The sequence below is a fragment of the Pseudomonas sp. TE3911 genome (genome assembly GCF_054062775.1).
The window spans coordinates 6,096,483-6,113,914 of the sequence record NZ_JBSSFP010000001.1 but is presented as its reverse complement, the minus strand read 5'-3'; the positions used below and the strand labels follow the sequence as shown (position 1 = coordinate 6,113,914).

General features: G+C 59.2%; 14 protein-coding genes, 1 tRNA gene and 3 pseudogenes. 15 read left to right on the top strand and 3 right to left on the bottom strand.

Going from position 1 to position 17,432, the window contains the following annotated elements:
• Window positions 1-66 precede the first annotated feature (66 nt).
• From ACVWXD_RS27815 to ACVWXD_RS27795, 5 genes and pseudogenes are all read left to right on the top strand, one after another.
• Window positions 67-3,810 carry an EAL domain-containing protein gene (locus ACVWXD_RS27815; protein ID WP_095185048.1) on the top strand — a complete coding sequence of 1,248 codons (3,744 nt, stop codon included), beginning with the start codon at window positions 67-69 and terminating at the stop codon, window positions 3,808-3,810.
• Window positions 3,811-3,825: 15 nt separating this feature from the next.
• Window positions 3,826-3,902: transfer RNA gene (locus ACVWXD_RS27810), tRNA-Ile, on the top strand.
• A gap of 125 nt (window positions 3,903-4,027) precedes the next feature.
• Window positions 4,028-4,263: pseudogene (locus tag ACVWXD_RS27805) on the top strand (site-specific integrase); the annotation flags it as partial.
• Window positions 4,264-4,863: 600 nt separating this feature from the next.
• A complete protein-coding gene (locus ACVWXD_RS27800; RefSeq protein WP_177434271.1) occupies window positions 4,864-5,364 on the top strand; it encodes a hypothetical protein in 501 nt (166 codons plus the stop codon).
• A 10-nt stretch (window positions 5,365-5,374) separates the two neighbouring features.
• Window positions 5,375-5,617 (top strand): hypothetical protein, encoded by a 243-nt coding sequence (locus ACVWXD_RS27795; RefSeq protein WP_181642913.1) that lies wholly within the window; start codon window positions 5,375-5,377, stop codon window positions 5,615-5,617.
• Between the two features lie 765 nt (window positions 5,618-6,382).
• On the opposite strand, the pseudogene ACVWXD_RS27790 reads toward ACVWXD_RS27795, so the two are convergent.
• Window positions 6,383-6,687 (bottom strand): annotated as a pseudogene (locus ACVWXD_RS27790) (VOC family protein); the annotation flags it as partial.
• Between the two features lie 4 nt (window positions 6,688-6,691).
• On the opposite strand from ACVWXD_RS27790, the pseudogene ACVWXD_RS27785 reads away from it, so the two are divergent.
• From ACVWXD_RS27785 to pqqE, 10 genes and pseudogenes are all read left to right on the top strand, one after another.
• Window positions 6,692-6,844 (top strand): annotated as a pseudogene (locus ACVWXD_RS27785) (LysR family transcriptional regulator); the annotation flags it as partial.
• Window positions 6,845-6,880: 36 nt separating this feature from the next.
• Window positions 6,881-7,327: an Lrp/AsnC family transcriptional regulator gene (locus ACVWXD_RS27780; protein WP_032883895.1), complete on the top strand. Its 447-nt coding sequence runs from the start codon at window positions 6,881-6,883 to the stop codon at window positions 7,325-7,327.
• 146 nt (window positions 7,328-7,473) lie between these two features.
• Window positions 7,474-9,165, top strand: a complete 1,692-nt coding sequence (locus ACVWXD_RS27775) for a flavin monoamine oxidase family protein (protein WP_032883896.1) — start codon at window positions 7,474-7,476, stop codon at window positions 9,163-9,165.
• 11 nt (window positions 9,166-9,176) lie between these two features.
• The gene (locus tag ACVWXD_RS27770; protein ID WP_122681314.1) at window positions 9,177-9,971 is read left to right on the top strand and encodes a carbon-nitrogen hydrolase family protein; all 795 of its coding nucleotides are present in this window, start codon (window positions 9,177-9,179) and stop codon (window positions 9,969-9,971) included.
• 48 nt (window positions 9,972-10,019) lie between these two features.
• Window positions 10,020-12,374, top strand: coding sequence for a pyrroloquinoline quinone biosynthesis protein PqqF (pqqF, locus tag ACVWXD_RS27765; RefSeq protein WP_457371541.1), 2,355 nt, complete (start codon window positions 10,020-10,022; stop codon window positions 12,372-12,374).
• 174 nt (window positions 12,375-12,548) lie between these two features.
• Window positions 12,549-12,623, top strand: coding sequence for a pyrroloquinoline quinone precursor peptide PqqA (pqqA, locus tag ACVWXD_RS27760; RefSeq protein ID WP_003194766.1), 75 nt, complete (start codon window positions 12,549-12,551; stop codon window positions 12,621-12,623).
• Between the two features lie 71 nt (window positions 12,624-12,694).
• Window positions 12,695-13,606, top strand: a complete 912-nt coding sequence (gene pqqB, locus ACVWXD_RS27755) for a pyrroloquinoline quinone biosynthesis protein PqqB (RefSeq protein WP_457371540.1) — start codon at window positions 12,695-12,697, stop codon at window positions 13,604-13,606.
• An 11-nt stretch (window positions 13,607-13,617) separates the two neighbouring features.
• Window positions 13,618-14,370: a pyrroloquinoline-quinone synthase PqqC gene (gene pqqC / locus ACVWXD_RS27750; RefSeq protein WP_099601639.1), complete on the top strand. Its 753-nt coding sequence runs from the start codon at window positions 13,618-13,620 to the stop codon at window positions 14,368-14,370.
• A complete protein-coding gene (gene pqqD, locus ACVWXD_RS27745) occupies window positions 14,367-14,642 on the top strand; it encodes a pyrroloquinoline quinone biosynthesis peptide chaperone PqqD (RefSeq protein WP_095185054.1) in 276 nt (91 codons plus the stop codon). Before pqqC ends, pqqD begins: the two co-directional genes overlap by 4 nt.
• Complete coding sequence (pqqE, locus tag ACVWXD_RS27740) at window positions 14,635-15,765, top strand: pyrroloquinoline quinone biosynthesis protein PqqE (RefSeq protein WP_095185055.1); 1,131 nt, start codon at window positions 14,635-14,637, stop codon at window positions 15,763-15,765. The genes pqqD and pqqE overlap by 8 nt, the downstream gene beginning before the upstream one ends.
• 5 nt (window positions 15,766-15,770) lie before the next feature.
• Here pqqE and ACVWXD_RS27735 read toward each other — a convergent pair whose 3' ends face one another.
• Window positions 15,771-15,929: a YqaE/Pmp3 family membrane protein gene (locus tag ACVWXD_RS27735; RefSeq protein ID WP_003194776.1), complete on the bottom strand. Its 159-nt coding sequence runs from the start codon at window positions 15,927-15,929 to the stop codon at window positions 15,771-15,773.
• Window positions 15,930-16,111: 182 nt separating this feature from the next.
• On the bottom strand, window positions 16,112-17,377 hold the full coding sequence (locus tag ACVWXD_RS27730) for an aspartate aminotransferase family protein (RefSeq protein WP_457371539.1): 1,266 nt from the start codon (window positions 17,375-17,377) through the stop codon (window positions 16,112-16,114).
• Window positions 17,378-17,432 lie beyond the last annotated feature (55 nt).

Sequence of the window (17,432 nt, the reverse complement as noted above, 5' to 3'; positions counted from 1 at the left end):
TGCCCCACTCCCCCCGCAATGCCCGTCTACACTCGACACATTCCCCCGTGCCATAACGAGACCGTTATGCCCAGATTGCCGACCGTGATACTGCTGTCGCTGCTGAACTGGACCGCAACGGCTGGCGCGTTGACTCTTACTGATGATGAGCGTGGCTGGCTGGCGGACCATCAGGAGCTGAGACTGGGAGTGGACCCCTCGTGGCCACCCTTCGAATACCGTGATGAAAATGGTCGATACCAAGGCTTGTCGGCGGATTACGTGCGTCTGATCCAGGATCGCCTGGGCGTCAGGGTCAAGATAATCGAGCCGCCGAGCTGGGGTGCCGTATTGGAGATGGCTCGAAGCAATCAGCTCGACCTTATCCCCAGCATCATGTCGACACCGGAGCGCCAGAATTATCTGGCCTTCACCCGGCCTTACATCGACTTCCCGATGGTGATTCTTGCCCACGAAGGCGGGGCACGGCCGCGTAATCTCAAGGACCTTTACGGATTGAAGGTTGCCGTGGTGGAGAACTACGCCCCTCACGAGTTGCTGCGCACCCACCATCCTGACCTCAACCTGGTCGCGATGCCCAACGTCAGTTCCACGCTGCAGGCCTTGGCGACCGGCGAAGTCGATACCGTGGTCAGCGACCTGGCGTCCAGCGTCTGGAGCCTGCGCGAACTAAAACTCGATGGTCTATACGTCAGCGGCGATACCCCTTACCGTTATCAATTGGCGATGGGAGTGCCACGGGACGACAAAATACTGGTGGGCATCCTGGATAAAGTCCTGGCCGACCTCAGCCCCGATGAAACCAATGCCATCCAACAGCACTGGGTAGGCAACTTCACGGATAACCGCACGTTCTGGCGCGACCTGCTGATGTACGGCCTGCCCGCCGTGCTGCTGCTAATCGCCGTATTGGCCGTCGTGATTCGGATCAATCGCCGGCTGAGTTCGGAAATTTCCCGCCGCGTCGCGCTTGAACAAGAATTGCGCAGCAGCGAGTACCACTATCGCGGCCTGGTAGAAAGCTTGTCCGCTATTGCCTGGGAAGCCAGCATCACCGATTTCACCTACAGTTACGTGTCGCCCCACGCCGAGGACCTGCTGGGTTACCCACGAGCCCATTGGCTGATTCCGGGCTTCTGGCGCAACATCATTCACCCCGCCGACCTGATCCGCACCGAAGCCTATTGCTATCGCGAAACCCGCGCCAACCGCGACCACAGCATTGATTACCGAGTGATCACCGCCGACGGCCGCTGTTTGTGGGTACGCGATATTGTCAGCCTGATCGAACACGGCCATGAGCCGGTGCTGCGCGGCTTGATGATTGATATCAGCGAGGCCAAGCGCACCGAGGAGGCGCTGCAGCTATCCGAGCAGAAGTTTGCCTCGGTCTTCCAGCAATGCCCCGACATCCTGGTGATCGCGCGGCTTTCCGATGGCTGTCTGCTGGAGGTCAATAAAGCGTTCGAAGATCAAATCGGCCTGACCGCCGAGGAAGTGATCGGCAGAACCGGCACGGAACTGGAGATATGGGGCATCCCGGGCATCGGTCCGGAGTTGTTGCAACGCGTCCAGACAACCAGTATTCGCAACCTTGAAATGCCGTTTTTGCGCAGCAACGGCCAAGCCTTCACCGGGCTTATCTCCGCGGAGCCCTTCCAGCTCGACGCGATTGAAGCCATCGTGGTGGTGGTGCGCGATATCACCCAACTCAAGGAAACCCAGCAACTGCTGCAAACCTCCGAAGAGAAGTTCGCCAAAGCCTTCCATGCTTCGCCCGACGGCTTGCTGCTGAGCCGCCAACGCGACGGCCTGCTGATTGAAGTCAACGAAGGTTTCAGCCGCCTGACCGGTTACACCAGCGCCACCTCTCTCGACCAATCAACACTGGAACTGGGCATCTGGGTCGATCTCAACGAACGCAAACACATGCTGGAACTGATGCAGCGAGATGGCTTTGTGCGTGATTTCATCTGCCACATACGCCGTAGCGACGGTGAAATTCGGATGTGTGAAGTGTCCAGTCGCCCGCTGCCGATCGCCGGGGAAGACTGCATGCTGACCATCGCCCGCGACATCACCGAACGTCAATTGATGCAGGAAAAACTGCAACAGGCCGCGACGGTATTCGAGAGTACCGCTGAAGGGGTGTTGATCACCGACACCCGGCAGAACATCAGCGCCGTCAACCGCGCCTTCAGCGAAATCACTGGCTACAGCGAAGCCGAAGCCCTCGGCCAAACACCCCGCCTCCTCGCCTCTGGCCTGCATGACAGCGCGTTTTACGCCGCGATGTGGCACCAATTGACGGCCCAAGGTCATTGGCAGGGCGAGATTTCCAACCGTCGAAAGAACGGCGAACTGTACCCCAGTTGGCTGACCATCAGCGCCGTGCGCAACCGGGATCAATTGATCACTCACTTTGTGGCGGTGTTTGCAGACATCTCCAGCCTCAAACTGGCCCAGGCGCGCCTCGATTATCAGGCGCACCACGATCCACTGACCGGGCTGCCCAACCGCACTCTATTTGAAAACCGGTTGCAGGCAGCCCTAAACGGCCATCAAGAGACTGGCAAACAGGGCGCGGTGTTGTTCCTCGATCTGGACCGCTTCAAACACATCAACGACAGCCTCGGCCACCCGATCGGCGATCTGCTGCTCAAAGACATTGCCGTGCGCCTCAAGGACCAACTGCGAGACATCGATACCGTAGCGCGCCTGGGCGGCGATGAATTCATCATCCTGCTGCCCGGCCTGCAACACGCCAATGACGCCGAGCAATTGGCCAACAAGTTACTGACCTGCTTCACCCCGCCATTCCAGGCTGGCGAGCACGAGTTCTTCATCAGCGCCAGCATCGGCACCAGCCTTTACCCGCAGGACGGTACGGATGTCGCCACCTTGGTCAAGAATGCCGACGCTGCGATGTATCGATCCAAAGCCAAGGGACGTAACCGGGTCGAAAGCTACACCCGCGACCTGACGGCTCAGGCCAACGAGCGTGTGGCACTGGAGCATGAACTGCGGCGAGCCATCGAACGTAAAGAGCTGAGCCTGTATTACCAGCCGAAACTGAGCCTGGTAACACAAGAACTGATCGGTGCCGAAGCCCTGATCCGCTGGCATCACCCCACCTTTGGCGACGTACCGCCAGAACACTTTATTGCCCTGGCCGAAGAGAACGGCACGATCCTGCAAATTGGCGATTGGGTCTTGGAACAGGCCTGCCGACAACTGCACGCGTGGCAGGGCACCTACGAAGATTTCGGCCCGCTGTCGGTCAACCTCGCCGGTGCGCAGCTACGCCATCCCGGCTTGCTGAGTCGAATAGAACAACTGTTGCGCGACTACCACCTCGACCCAGGTCACCTGCAACTGGAGATCACTGAAAATTTCATCATGAGCCAGGCCGAAGAAGCACTTGAGGTGCTACACCAACTCAAACAACTGGGCGTGCAGCTGGCAATTGATGACTTCGGCACTGGCTACTCGTCCCTCAGCTACCTCAAACGGCTACCGCTGGATTTCCTGAAGATCGACCAATCCTTCGTCCGCGGCCTGCCGGACGACCCCCACGACGCCGCCATCGTGCGCGCTATCATCGCCCTGGGCCACAGCATGCAATTCACCATCATCGCCGAAGGCGTGGAGAACCCCGCGCAGCAAGCCTTCCTGGCAGCTGAGGGCTGCGAACAGATGCAAGGCTACATCGTCAGCTTGCCACTGCCGCCGGAGCTTTTTGTCGCTACCTTCCTTCGTATGAGCATTGAGGATTTTTCGGATAGCACACAGAAGAAACCATCGTTATAATCCGCGACCTGTTAAGGGCCTATAGCTCAGTTGGTCAGAGCAGAGGACTCATAATCCTTTGGTCCACGGTTCAAGTCCGTGTGGGCCCACCAACTCCAAAGCCGCGCATTGCGCGGCTTTCGCGTTTCTGGCTGGTCCACCACAGATACAGTCCTATGGTCCAAGGGTACAATTTAGGTACAGTGCTGGTTCGCCAGCCGCCTAGGAGCACCCTCTCATGGCTACTCTCGTCAAAACTCCTTCCGGCACCTGAAGGCGCTCATTCGTAAAAATGGCTGGCCCACAGTCTCCAAAACCTTCCGCACAAAGCGTGATGCGGAGGACTGGTCGAGGCGTACCGAAGAAGAAATGGTGCGTGGCGTGTACATCCGACGTAGCGGCTCGGAGAAAATGACGCTAGAGGCTGCACTCAAGCGCTATCTGAGCGGCATAACCCCCACCAAGAAACCCACCATTTGTTATCGCTGATGCAGAATTAACCCAGATGCCGACTTAAAGCCGCTCCATCAGTGATCCGCTCAAAGTCAGACCTGCTAATACTTACAACGCCAAGGCTTGGGTCAGCCAAATTTCGGTAGCCGGGTCAATTGGGCATCAGCGACAACAGAGTTTGGTTCAAGGTCTGGGCTTAGACCTATCGGAAGTCACCGACGTCTACAAGCATCACGCGAAATACTTCTGGGCTTCTGCACGTGGTGAGCGCACCGAGGGGCACCCCGATTATCACCCGCCGCCTTCAGGCTCGTGAGAGAGGTGCGGCGGGATTCCGCGATTGCAGTTTGATTGCACGCCCTTAACCCTCAGCGCAATGCAGAAGTTGTCGACGGAGCTTTACACGGTCACAACATACCCCGGCCAGTGCCTCGTGCGGAGGCGCCTCGGCCTAACGTCTCCAAAACCGACGCGCTCGATGTGTTGTTACCGGGGAGTTGGCTTGCTGGCGATGAGACCCGTGCAGACGTCAAATTCCCCGGGGCCTCACATCACAGACCGTTTGCATCTTAGTCACCGCTTGTAGAAAATCATCGTCTTTTTGCACGAATGGATACGCGCATGAAGTTCGAGAAGACCACGCAGTACAGGTCCGAGGAAGGGATCGTCTTCAATCTGTCTCAAATCACCCTCATGGAAAGCGACCGAGGTCGCCTGCGCGAGCTGCACTTTGGCGAAGCGAAACGCGCCCATTACCAAGTCAACAGCATCGTCGTCGATATGTACGACCGAATGCAGGCTCGAAACCTGCCATGCCTGCTGACAGTCTGCATTTCCAATCCCCTGACCCGGCAGCAGGCCGACGCTATCACTACTATGCGCGGCAACGTCGCCAAGGGAATTGCTGCGGCCTCAGGTGGCGTTGCCGGGAAGGTAGGTGCGTTGGGCGGGCCGCTCATTGGTTGGGCTTCAGGTGCAGTCGTGACGACAGGTGTCAACTGGTACCTCAAAGGGGCCCTACCGAACCTTCATGCAGGTGACGTGCTGGTCAGCATCGAGGGAGAGGTACATGGCGGGATTGGCCCACAGCGCTCTGTCGTGACGCTGGTCATCAAGGTCTGAGGAACTGCACATGCCCTACATCATGCAAACTGTCTTCCTTCTGGTGCTGGGCGCGATCCTCGTTCAGTTTCTGAAACCATACCCGCTGCGCAAGTGGCTGGGTTTGGCGCTGCTGGCAACGGGCTTGGTCAGCATCTTCAAGGTTGGTGAGCAGCAGGTGCTGGGCTTTGACCTGGAGCTGCTAGCACTGCTGGCCGTGCCGCTGGGCGTGGTGCTTTTCCTGACGCGGCGGCGGTTCACGGGGGGGGACTGAAGCCCTGGCACGATTTCTCGGTGCCGTCTCTGACCCAAAATCATATGGGACAACAGTCGATCAACAGCGCGTTGATCGATAATCTTAGCGTTGGACCTTGCAAGCGGATTGGGGGGTTACTTTGAACATACTGGTAACTCCTAACGTAGGTTAGATGCCGCCAAAATCACTGATAAATGATGGGTGGCGGCTGTAACGCAGACCAGGTGCAGTCGGAAATGTGTAATGCCACATTGACCAGCCTCGCCAACTCTGCGGGCGCGGCCTAATTCTGATCCTAGAAAGCACGGATCTAGCGCACATGAAAGGTCACCGCAATCGCCAACCTTTTAAAGTCAGACTATACGCATGCCTTAGGCCAAGTCGCGCTTTGCTTCTCGATCTGTGAATGGAACGTGGTTTTGAGATGCAAGAGAATTAGCCCGGGGGCACTACAGAAGATCGTGGGCGAAGAATTCACTGCGGGGCAAATTGCGAAACTCAAAGGGCGCAAAATCAGTACAACCACGGTACAGTACTCAGCTTGAGCAACCTTTTCAAAATTACGCTTAACACCACGTACTACGGGGCCTCCAGCTATGCCAACTTACGTTCACCTACGAACGATTTCTCTAGGCATATCACCTCGTCCAGCAACTCATAATCCTTTGGTCCACGGTTCAAGTCCGTGTGGGCCCACCAACTCCAAAGCCGCGCATTGCGCGGCTTTTGTGTGTCTGAAGACCCACTCTCAGTGTCCGGACTGTCCACACAACGTCCACCGCCTCACTTCGCAAACAACGGACCAATATCCCTGGATGCTTTGAAATCAAGCGCATTAACGCACGGGTCAAACAGGAACAATGTCGCCACCCTCCTACTTGGCCCTTGAACCAAATATGCAACTCCAGCGCAAACGTCGTACCTCGCGCCTGCAAGCGTTCCGCCAGTACGTGCCAATCTTCACAGCCCAATACCACGCCGAAATACGGCACGGGGACATCGTGGACGTCGACGGCATTGGTGTGGGCCGCGTCCTGGAAGGCGGTTTTCGGATGTTCGGGGATGACCAATGGGTGGCCGAAGAAACTCTGACTGTGGCTGGAGCGCTCGCCCCAAGTAAGAATAATCCCGCTGGGCAACCTGACGTTTTACCGAGAGGTCATCCTACTGAGTCGCTATAGCCAACGGCACTTACCAGTGCCACAACTGTTTGCCCGCTGCCTGCTGGACGATTCAAGCCTGTAACATGCGTTCCCATTGCAGCCCGTCACGGAGCCTCCCTTGCCTGTCCTCGATGAAATCGATCGCCAACTGATCGCCGCCTTGCAGATCAACGCCCGCGAAAGCGTAGCCATGCTTGCGCGGCAGTTGGGCATCGCGCGCACCACGGTGACCTCCCGCCTGGCGCGCCTGGAGAAAACCCAAGTGATCACCGGTTATGGCGTGCGCTTGGGCCAACGGGTGGCGGACGGTGGTTTGCAGGCCTACGTGGGCATCACTGTGCAACCTCGCTCAGGCAAAGAAGTGTTGCGCAGGCTGAGTGCCATGGCTCAGGTGCAACAGTTGTGCGCGGTGAGCGGCGAGTTTGATTACGTGGCTTGGCTACGGACGGATTCGCCGGAGCAACTGGATCAGTTACTGGACCAGATCGGCAGTGTCGATGGTGTAGAGAAAACCACCACCTCGATCATCCTCAGTAACAAATTGGATCGCGGACAACCAATATGACCAGCAACCTCGTCACTTCGACTGAAAACAATTCATTCCGACGACACATTGCGTCTTATTAACGAGCGCAACGCTCCCTAAACTGGCTGCCATCTTTTCCTATACTCAGCGGGTCGTGCCCCGCCGGGTATCCAGCCAGGTCAGCCATGAATACGTCGAACAAAAACAGTCGCCACCCTGCAGACGGTAAAAAGCCCATCACCATCTTCGGCCCGGATTTTCCGTTTGCCTTTGATGACTGGATCGAGCACCCCGCAGGCTTGGGCAGCATCCCCGCCGCCAACCATGGTGCAGAAGTAGCCATCATCGGCGCAGGTATCGCCGGGCTGGTTGCCGCCTATGAGCTGATGAAGCTGGGCCTCAAACCCGTGGTGTACGAAGCCTCGAAAATGGGTGGCCGTTTGCGCTCCCAGGCTTTCGAAGGTGCCGAAGGCATCATCGCCGAGCTGGGCGGCATGCGCTTCCCGGTGTCGTCCACCGCCTTCTATCACTATGTGGACAAGCTGGGACTGGAAACCAAACCGTTCCCCAACCCACTGACGCCGGCCTCCGGCAGCACCGTGATCGACCTCGAAGGCCAAACCCACTACGCACAAAAGCTGTCCGACTTGCCTGCACTGTTCCAGGAAGTGGCTGACGCTTGGGCCGACGCCCTGGAAGCCGGCTCGCAGTTCGGTGATATCCAGCAAGCCATTCGCGACCGCGACGTACCGCGCCTCAAAGCGCTGTGGAATAAGCTGGTGCCCCTGTGGGACGACCGCACCTTCTACGATTTCGTCGCCACGTCCAAGGCGTTCGCCAAGTTGTCGTTTCATCACCGTGAAGTGTTTGGGCAAGTCGGTTTCGGCACCGGCGGCTGGGACTCGGACTTTCCCAACTCGATGCTGGAAATCTTCCGCGTAGTGATGACCAACTGCGACGACCACCAACACCTGGTGGTCGGTGGCGTGGCCCAAGTGCCAATGGGTATCTGGCGCCATGTACCGGAACGCTGCGCCCACTGGCCGGCCGGCACCAGCCTCAGCTCGTTGCACAGCGGCGCGCCGAGAGCCGGGGTCAAGCGCATTGCACACGCAGCCGATGGCCGTTTCGCGGTGACCGACAACTACGGCGACACCCGCGAATATGCCGCCGTCCTCACCACCTGCCAAAGCTGGCTGCTGACCACCCAAATCGAATGCGATGAAACCCTGTTCTCGCAAAAGATGTGGATGGCCCTGGACCGCACCCGCTACATGCAATCCTCGAAAACCTTCGTGATGGTCGACCGCCCCTTCTGGAAAGACAAAGATCCGGAAACCGGCCGCGACCTCATGAGCATGACCCTCACCGACCGCCTCACCCGCGGCACTTACCTGTTCGACAACGGCGACGACAAACCAGGGGTGATCTGCTTGTCGTACTCGTGGATGAGCGACGCGCTGAAAATGCTTCCGCAGCCTATCGAAAAGCGGGTAAAGCTGGCCCTGGATGCCTTGAACAAGATCTACCCGAAAGTCGATATCAAGGCGCGCATCATTGGTGATCCGATCACCGTGTCCTGGGAGGCCGACCCGCATTTCCTCGGGGCCTTCAAAGGCGCGCTGCCTGGCCACTATCGTTACAACCAGCGTATGTATGCGCACTTTATGCAGAAGGACATGCCGGCCGAACAGCGTGGGATTTTTATCGCCGGCGACGACGTTTCCTGGACACCTGCGTGGGTGGAAGGCGCAGTACAAACCTCGCTGAACGCGGTGTGGGGCATCATGACCCACTTCGGTGGCAGTACTCACGCCGAGAACCCAGGGCCGGGCGACGTGTTCGATGACATCGGACCAATCGCCCTGGCCGAATAAGGAGTTACGCCATGCGTGTCGCCCTGTACCAATGCCCGCCGCTGCCACTGGAAGTGGCGGGCAACCTCAAGCGCCTGCGCCAGCTCGCACACGAAGCGACCGGCGCCGATGTGCTAGTGCTGCCGGAGATGTTCCTGACCGGTTACAACATCGGCGCAGAAGCCGTCGGGGCATTGGCCGAAGCGCAGGATGGCGAGTCTGCCCAGAGCATTGCCGACATCGCGCAAAGCGCCGGACTGGCCATTTTGTATGGTTATCCTGAGCGGGCCGACGATGGGCAGATCTACAACGCCGTGCAGCTGATAGACGCCAACGGCCAGCGCCTCTGCAACTATCGCAAGACCCATCTGTTCGGGGATCTGGACCATTCGATGTTCAGTGCCGGCGACGATGACTTCCCACTGGTGGAGCTCAACGGTTGGAAGCTGGGATTCCTGATTTGCTACGACCTGGAGTTCCCGGAAAACACCCGGCGCCTGGCCTTGGCCGGGGCCGAATTAATACTGGTGCCCACCGCCAACATGGTGCCGTTCGATTTCGTTGCCGACGTCACCGTGCGGGCGCGGGCCTTTGAAAACCAGTGCTACGTGGCCTATGCCAACTATTGCGGGCACGAAGGCGAGATTCAGTACTGTGGCCAAAGCAGCATCGCCGCACCGGATGGCCAGCGCATCGCCCAGGCCGGTCTGGATGAAGCCTTGATTGTCGGCACGTTGGATCACCAATCGATCCTCGACGCCCGCGCCGCCAATCACTACCTGCAAGACCGTCGCCCCGAGCTTTACGGCCCGCTGCACAAGCCCTGATCCGATGGGTTTGTTAGCATAGGCACTTGCCCCGTTCTGGAAGTGCCCATGCCTGTCCCGGCCCACCCTTATCCCGTTCATTTGACCCTGGCCAACGGCCTGCGGGTTTGCCTGCGCCATGCGCCACGTTTGAAGCGTTGCGCCGCAGCGTTAAGGGTGGCTGCCGGCAGCCATGACGTACCGTTGGCTTGGCCGGGTCTGGCGCATTTTCTTGAGCATTTGTTGTTTCTCGGCACCGAGCGGTTTCCCAGCGGCGAAGGGTTGATGGCCTACGTACAACGTCACGGTGGCCAAGTGAATGCCAGCACCCGCGAACGCACCACAGACTTCTTCTTTGAACTGCCCGTTCCGACCTTTGCAGAGGGACTTGAACGGCTGGCCGACATGCTGACCCATCCGCGCCTGACGCTGGAGGATCAACTGCGCGAGCGCGAAGTGCTGCACGCAGAGTTTGTCGCCTGGTCTCAAGATGCCAAGGCTCAGCAACAGGTGGCGCTGTTCGAAGGCTTGGCGGCGGATCATCCGTTGCGTGGTTTTCATGCCGGGAACCGCGACAGCCTGCCGGTGGAGCGCGAGGCGTTTCAACAAGCCTTGCGGGAATTCCACACACATTTCTATCAGAGCGGGCAGATGACTTTGAGCCTTGCCGGTCCGCAGTCGCTGCAAGAGCTGGAAGCCCTGGCGCAGCAGTTCAGTGTGCAACTGGTCTCTGGCCCGCAACATCCGCAGGCGTCGCCACCGGCCCTGATGCAAGGCCAGGCTCGGCGGTATCAGCACACCGAAGGCGACCACCTGCACCACGTCATCACCTGTGACGTACCCCGCGAAGCACTGGATTTCCTCTGCACTTGGCTAAACGCCTCTGCACCGGGCGGGCTGCTCGCTGAGTTGAAAGCACGGCAATTGGTCAGCGCACTGCAGGCGTCAGTCCTGTACCACGCCGTCGGACAAGCAGTGCTGGATATCGAATTTACGCTCGGGACCGCAGACAAACCGGCGACACACATTGAGGCACTGTTGCACGACTGGCTGAGCTTTTTCTCACACAGCGACTGGACTCCGCTGCGCGAAGAGTTCGCGCTGCTGAACGTGCGACAACAACAGATCCAAGGCGCCCTGACATTGGCCCGAAACGACAGCGACGATCTGGGTGAACAAGGCATCGCCGCGCTCAAGGCCCTGCTTGAATCACTGCAACTACCGCCCGCTGAACATCGCTGGCAACTCCCATCGAACAATCCGTTCCTGCGCCCACCGGTCAAGCAAGAGCGCGCAGGCCTGATCCGCGGCCAAACCAGCGCCCACCGAGGGCTGCGAACCTTTGCCCAGGATCGCTCGCGGGGTCGCCGGGAGGTAGCGGCGCTAACATTCAGCCAGGCCTTGGCGGATGACAGCGACGAAGGCGCGCTGTACCTGCAATGGCGGTTTGGCTCGCCAGTTGCCGCCGGGGTGGAAAGCAGCTTGCAGCCCTTGCTTGAAAATGCACGTCAGGCGGGTGTTGAAGTGTCCTTTGAAGCCACCGGTAGTGACTGGCTGGTGAAAATGACCGGCCTGCACGAGCCCATGCCGGCCGTGCTGGAGGTCTTGGCGCAAAGCCTGAATCAGCCGCAAGAAGCTGTCATCGCGCCACCGCCCATGATCCCAATCCGAGCGTTGCTCAAGGCGCTGCCCTCGTGCTGCGCCGCTGGTAATGTCGCCCCCCACGAGCAGCCTGCATCCTGGGCCACCGCACGCTGGCATGGCCTGGGCCTGGGTTTACCCATCGCAACTCAAGCGTTGATCAAAGCGGCCGCCGCCCGTCTGCCTGGGCAACCTGCCCACATCGAACAAACACTGCAAAACCTCAGTGGTCAACGCGTGTGGCATGAGATAAAAACCAGCTCCACCGAAGCCGCCTTGCTGCTGTTTTGCCCGACCCCGAGCCAATCCCTGGCCGATGAAGCGTCGTGGCGACTGCTTGGACACCTGCTCCAAGCTCCTTTCTACCAACGCCTGCGGGTTGAGCTGCAGTTGGGCTACGCAGTATTCAGCGCAGTCCGACAGATAAACGGGCAAACCGGCCTGTTGTTTGGCGTGCAGTCTCCCAGCGTGTCCCTGGAAGGCATCGTTGAACACCTGGAAACTTTCCTGGCCCAACTGCCTGCGTTGGTCGGCAGTTTCGAAGATCTGGGCAACCTTGCCCTGGCTCAACAATTTTCACCTCAGGCGTTGCCGGTCGCCCAAGCTGCCGAGCTGCTGTGGCACGCACACTTGGCCGGCCATCCGTCGGGTTATCTCACGCACATTCAGCAACTGATCCACAGCGTTAGCCGTGAAGACCTGCTGCGGGCCGCCCAGCAATTGAATGACGCCCTAGGTGGCTGGCGCTACGTAGCCAACGGCCCGGAGACGTTGAGCGCCTGAACGCCAGCAGGCTGATCATTGCCAACCCTGCAACAGGCTTTTTCCACCAAGACAGCGCTAACCTGACAAGAATTGAGTAACATTCCTACGCACACATCTGAACATCTCCGACTGGAGGTGGACTATATGTATTACTTGGTAGTAAACGTCCCATCACTTCGTAGGAGTAAGAATATGACTTGGTCCAAACCTGCTTACACTGATCTGCGCATCGGTTTCGAAGTCACCATGTACTTCGCCAGCCGTTAATCCGCTGGGTAATACAACGCCTCGGTTCGCCCGGGGCGTTTTTGTTTTGAGCTTTGCGTGATGGAGTAACCATGTTCGTCCAGATTCTAGGTTCCGCCGCCGGCGGTGGTTTCCCGCAGTGGAACTGCAACTGCGTGAACTGCGCAGGTTTTCGTGATGGCAGCCTGCGGGCCCAGGCACGTACCCAGTCGTCCATCGCGATCTCCGACGATGGTGTGAATTGGGTGCTGTGCAATGCCTCCCCGGATATTCGCGCACAGCTGCAAGGCTTTGCGCCGATGCAACCGGGCCGTGCCCTGCGCGACACCGGCATCAGTGCGATCATCCTGATGGACAGCCAAATCGACCACACCACGGGCCTCTTGAGCCTGCGCGAAGGCTGCCCGCACCAGGTGTGGTGCACGGACATGGTCCATGAAGACCTGAGCACCGGCTTCCCGCTGTTCACCATGCTCACCCACTGGAACGGCGGTCTGGCCTGGAACCGCATCGAACTGGACGCCAGCTTCACCATCCCGGCCTGCCCGAATCTGCGCTTCACTCCATTGCCACTGCGCAGCGCTGCGCCGCCTTACTCGCCGCACCGTTTCGACCCGCACCCCGGCGATAACATTGGCCTGATCGTTGAAGACCTGCGCACCGGCGGCAAACTGTTCTACGCCCCGGGCCTGGGCAAAGTCGACGCGCCACTGTTGGAGATCATGGCCGGCAGCGACTGCCTGCTGGTAGACGGCACGATGTGGGACGACGATGAAATGCAGCGCCGTGGCGTCGGTACCCGCACCGGTCGCGAGATGGGCCACCTGGCGCAAAACGGCCCCGGCGGCATGCTGGAAGTGCTGGAGCAACTGCCGGAGCAGCGCAAGGTGCTTATCCACATCAACAACACCAACCCGATCCTCGATGAAGATTCTCCCGAGCGGGCGGAGCTGGTGCGGCGCAATGTCGAAGTGGCTTACGACGGCTTGAGCATTGAATTGTAGGAGCAGACGACATGACTGACACACCGTTGACTACCGCCGAATTCGAAGCCGCCTTGCGCGCCAAGGGCGCCTTCTACCATATCCATCACCCTTACCATGTGGCGATGTACGAAGGCCGTGCCAGCCGCGAACAAATCCAGGGCTGGGTCGCCAACCGCTTCTACTATCAAGTGAACATTCCCCTGAAGGACGCCGCGATTCTGGCCAACTGCCCGGACCGCGAGATCCGTCGCGAGTGGATCCAGCGCTTGCTCGACCACGATGGTGCTCCCGGTGAGGACGGCGGTATCGAAGCCTGGCTTCGCCTGGGCGAGGCAGTCGGCCTCGACCCGGACCAACTGCGCTCCCAGGAATTGGTGCTGCCCGGCGTACGGTTTGCGGTGGACGCCTACGTCAACTTTGCCCGTCGCGCCAGTTGGCAGGAGGCCGCCAGCAGCTCGTTGACCGAACTGTTCGCGCCGCAGATCCACCAGTCGCGCCTCGACAGTTGGCCGCAGCATTACCCGTGGATCGACCCAACCGGCTACGAATATTTCCGCACTCGCTTGGGTCAGGCCCGTCGCGATGTGGAGCACGGCCTGGCGATCACGCTGCAGCACTACACCACCCGCGAAGGCCAGGAGCGCATGCTGGAAATTCTCCAGTTCAAACTGGACATCCTGTGGAGCATGCTGGATGCGATGAGCATGGCCTACGAACTCAAACGCCCGCCGTATCACAGCGTGACCGAGCAGCGGGTCTGGCATAAAGGGATCACCCTATGAGCTTTGATCGCAGCAGAACACCGACCTGGCGCCAGGGTTATCGCTACCAGTACGAGCCTGCGCAAAAGGGCCATGTGCTGCTCTACCCAGAGGGCATGATCAAGCTCAATGACAGCGCCGCGTTGATCGGTGGTTTGATCGACGGCGAGCGCGACGTGGCCGCAATCATCGCCGAGTTGGATAAACAATTCCCAGGTGTGCCTGAGCTCGGTGATGACATCGAGCAATTCATGGAGGTCGCCCGTGCTGAGCACTGGATCACCCTTGCCTGAAAAGCCGGCCATTGGCCTGCCGCTGTGGCTGCTGGCCGAGCTGACTTACCGCTGCCCGCTGCAGTGCCCGTATTGCTCCAACCCGCTGGACTTTGCCGAGCAGGGCAAGGAACTGAGCACCGAGCAGTGGATCAAGGTATTTCGCGAAGCCCGGGAAATGGGCGCCGCGCAGCTGGGGTTTTCCGGCGGTGAACCGCTGGTGCGTCAGGACTTGGCCGAGTTGATCGCCGAGGCTCGCAAACTGGGGTTCTACACCAACCTGATCACTTCCGGCATCGGCCTCACCGAGCAGAAGATCAGCGACTTCAAGAAGGCCGGCCTGGACCATATCCAGATCAGCTTCCAGGCCAGCGACGAACAGGTAAATAACCTGCTGGCCGGCTCGAAAAAAGCCTTCGCGCAAAAATTGGAAATGGCTCGTGCGGTGAAAGCCCACGGCTATCCGATGGTGCTGAACTTCGTCACCCATCGTCACAATATCGACAAGATCGACCGCATCATCGAGTTGTGCATCGCGCTGGAAGCGGACTTTGTTGAGCTCGCGACCTGCCAGTTCTACGGCTGGGCGCAGCTCAATCGTGTTGGGCTGTTGCCAACCAAGGAGCAGTTGGTGCGCGCCGAGCGCATCACCAACGAATACCGCGCCAAGCTCGAAGCCGAAGGCCATCCGTGCAAGCTGATCTTCGTGACGCCGGATTACTACGAAGAACGCCCGAAAGCCTGCATGAACGGTTGGGGCAGTATCTTTCTTACAGTCACGCCAGACGGAACCGCCCTGCCCTGCCACGGCGCCCGACAGATGCCGGTGCAGTTTCCGAATGTGCGCGACCACAGCATGCAACACATCTGGTACGACTCGTTTGGCTTCAACCGCTTTCGCGGCTACGACTGGATGCCGGAGCCATGCCGCTCATGCGACGAGAAGGAAAAGGACTTCGGCGGCTGCCGTTGCCAGGCCTTCATGCTCACGGGGGATGCGAGCAATGCCGACCCAGTGTGCAGCAAGTCCGAGCAGCACGGCATCATCCTGCAAGCGCGGGAAGAGGCCGAACACGCCACCCAGACCATCGAGCAACTGGCCTTTCGCAATGAGCGCAATTCAAGGCTCATCGCAAAAGGCTAACAGCCTCAGCGCTTGGCGATGATGTACACCGCGTGGATGATCCCAGGGAAGTAACCGCACAACGTCAGCAGAATATTCAGCCAGAACGCGCCGCCGAAGCCCACTTGCAGAAACACACCCAGTGGCGGCAGCAGAATGGCGATGATGATACGAATGATGTCCATGGGTCAGCTCCAAAAAATCGGCTCGTGTGAGCCGTGTAGCTAATCGACCTTTGCCATTCGTGAGGGTTCAGTGAATTCTGGCATTGAGCCATCCTGTAACGAGCAGGCAAAAAAACGCCCCCAGCCAAAAGAATCAGGCTGGAGGCGCCGCGTATACCGCGAGACGGTTCAGAAAAATGGGGTTAAACAGCGATGCCCTTGCGGCATTGCAGCTGTGCGGTACGCACGCGGGAGAAGGCGCGAGCAAGGCGCAGGAGCATTTCGTCAATGTTGCTTTTGCTCACCGTCAGCGCTGGCGTGAAGCGTAGGCAGTCAGGTTGCGGGGCGTTGAGGATCAGGCCTTCTTGCAGTGCGGCGCTTACTACAGCATCGGCAGAATCATCCGACAACGTCAGCCCCCACATCAGGCCCTGGCCGCGCAGTTGGCCGTGGTCGTAGCGATAGGCCAGACGAGTGAGGCCTTCGCCAAGATAAAAGCCGGACTCGCGCACATGCTCAAGAAAGCCATGCTCCAGCACTGTATCGAGTACCGCCGCGCCGGCTGACGCCATCAACGCATTGCCGTGATGCGTGCCTTCCAATTCGCCTACTTCGAAACAACACGCCTTGCCACGCGCCAGCAGCGCCGCCAGGGGCACGCCGCCGCCCAGACCTTTGCCGAGGGTGATGATGTCAGCGCGTACACCGTACTGTTGTTCAGCCAGCAACGTTCCGTAACGACCGAGGCCTGTCTGCACTTCGTCAAGGATCAGCAGGATCCCCAGTTCACGGCACAAGCGCTCAACGCCCTTGAGGTAGCGCTCCGTCGCAGGGGTTACGCCGGCACCCTGGATCGGTTCGAGCATGATGGCTACGGTTTGAGCATCGACAGCAGCGTGCAGCGCCGGCAGGTCGTTGAAAGGCACATGGCTGAAACCAGGCAATTGCGGTTCGAAACGGTTTTCCAAAGTACCGGCCGATGCAGCCAGCGCCGCGAAACTGCGGCCATGGCAACCGTTGCTGGCACTGATGATGCGGTACGCGCCACCACGATGCAGCTGACCCCATTTGCGCGCCAGCTTGATCGCCGCTTCACAGGCTTCCGCGCCACTGTTGAGCAGATAAGCCTGGTCGCTGCCGGTACGGTGACACAAACGGTCGACGAGGCTGAGTTGGGCACGGTTATGCAGACCCACGCCGGGGTTGATCAACGCTTGGGTCTGGTCACTCAGCGCTTTGATCAACACCTGGGGGCTATGGCCGAGGCTATTGGCGCCATTGCCTTGGCTGAAGTCCAGGTAAGCGCGGTCGTCGCTGTCCCACAACCAGGAACCTTGGCCACGCACGAAGACTTGCGGCGGCCTCGCCACCGTGGGCATCAAGGATTCGCTGGAAGGATCATCGTGCTGCGTATCCAAGACCAAATCGTCCAGGCTAGGCGCGGGGCGGCGAATAGAGAACAAATTCACAGATCCCCCGCGATAGCAACCGAGCAAGTCGCGAAGACTGCCTGTGAATTTTTTG